The sequence below is a fragment of the Leucobacter sp. M11 genome, assembly GCF_035726885.1.
Taxonomy (GTDB): domain Bacteria; phylum Actinomycetota; class Actinomycetes; order Actinomycetales; family Microbacteriaceae; genus JAPFRB01.
This window is the reverse complement of the sequence record NZ_JAPFRB010000004.1, coordinates 437,926-439,320: the sequence shown is the minus strand read 5'-3', so window position 1 is coordinate 439,320 and position 1,395 is coordinate 437,926. Positions and strand designations below refer to the sequence as shown.

The window sequence follows — 1,395 nt, the reverse complement described above, 5'->3', positions numbered from 1 at the left end:
GCTTGTGGCGCTCGATCACGAGCAAGGACCCCTGGATCGCCGACCGGGACGCGTTCCAGTCCGCGGTGCTCCGGGTCAGCGAGGAGCTGGGCGACGGGCTGCTCGCGACCCCCTACGACGGGAGCACGGAGACGGATCGCGCGATCGCGACGTTTACCCGTTCCTGGATCGACCGTCTCCAGAACGCGATCATTGTGGAGCGGGAGCCGAACATTCGGAGCGGGCACATCCGGCTGGACACCCAGGCCTGGCACGATGTCGCGGTGCTGAAGTTCGTGCACAGCCGTTTCGTGCTAGACCGGCCGGATCTCGCGACCGCGCAGCGCGGGCAGGGCCGAGTGCTGGAGGTGCTCGTGACGGGGTTTTCGGCGTGGCTCAGCGACCCCGTGGACGCGGCCCGCGCCCCGAGGCGGCTGCGAGAGTCCGTGGAGAAGGCGATTGAGGAGTACCGGGCGCTGGAACACCTGCCTACGGAGCTGCACGGGCACGAGTTCACGCTGAGCCCGGATCGGCTGGTGCGCCGGGCGACCGGGCGCGCGATCATCGACTATGTGGCGTCGCTGAGCGATGCGCAGGCGCTGAGCCTCGCGCACACGATCTCGGGCGGCCTGCCGGCCGGCCTCGGCGCGGACCTCACCGGTTCGGTCGTCTAGGGCGGGGCTCAGCCGCTGCGCGTGCCGGGCCCCGGGGATTCCTCCTGGGCTCGGAGCAGCGTCGCGAGCAGGCGGTCAAGCTCGGCTCGGTCCTCGGCGTCGAGCGGGGCGAGGAGCCGCTCCTCGTTCGCGAGGTGGGCCCGCAGCGCCTCGTCGGCGCGTTGGCTGCCCGCAGCCGTGAGCGCCACGCGGACGCTGCGCCGGTTCGCGGGGTCAATCTCTCGGGTGACGAGACCCTTCGCAACAAGCCGGTCCAGTCGATTCGTGATCGCGCCCGAGGTGACCATCGCGCCCGCGGTGAGTTCCCCGGCGGTGAGGCCCCGGGGCCCCGCCCCCGAGCGAACCAGGGTCGCGAGCACGTCGAACTCGCCGGTGCGCAGGTCGTACTCCCCGAACACGCGCTGGATCTCCTCGGCAAACGAGGCGCTGAGCCGCGTCAGCCGACCGATCACGCCCATCGGGGCGAGGTCGAGGCCCGGGCGGACCGCCGCCCACTGCCCGAGAATGCGGGTGACGCTGTCCCCGGCGTCTGCGTGCGCTGCCATCGTTCTCCCCTCGCGAAACAGTTTGACGGGCCCCAGTCTAGGGCGTATTTTGTTTAACGCTAAACATTTTAACGCTAAGGAATCAAATGAGCCGCCTCGGCACCACACTGCTCACAGCCCTCGCCCCGGCCATCTGGGGCAGCACCTACCTCGTGACCACGGAGCTCCTGCCGCCCGGGCACCCGCTCTTCGCCGGG

Annotated in this window: 1 protein-coding gene and 1 pseudogene; one reads left to right on the top strand and one right to left on the bottom strand. The window is 70.4% G+C overall.

What is annotated here, in order from left to right; genetic code table 11:
• Positions 1-653, top strand: a pseudogene (locus OOT08_RS14165) (phosphodiesterase); the annotation flags it as partial.
• A gap of 8 nt (positions 654-661) precedes the next feature.
• Here the strand turns inward: OOT08_RS14165 and OOT08_RS14160 are convergent.
• Positions 662-1,198, bottom strand: a complete 537-nt coding sequence (locus OOT08_RS14160; RefSeq protein ID WP_325093434.1) for a MarR family winged helix-turn-helix transcriptional regulator — start codon at positions 1,196-1,198, stop codon at positions 662-664.
• Between the last annotated feature and the right edge of the window lie 197 nt (positions 1,199-1,395).

Excerpts from the sequence above, each read along its gene's own strand:
- OOT08_RS14160 (WP_325093434.1), bottom strand. The coding sequence starts at position 1,198 with ATGGCAGCGCACGCAGACGCCGGGGACAGCGTCACCCGCATTCTCGGG.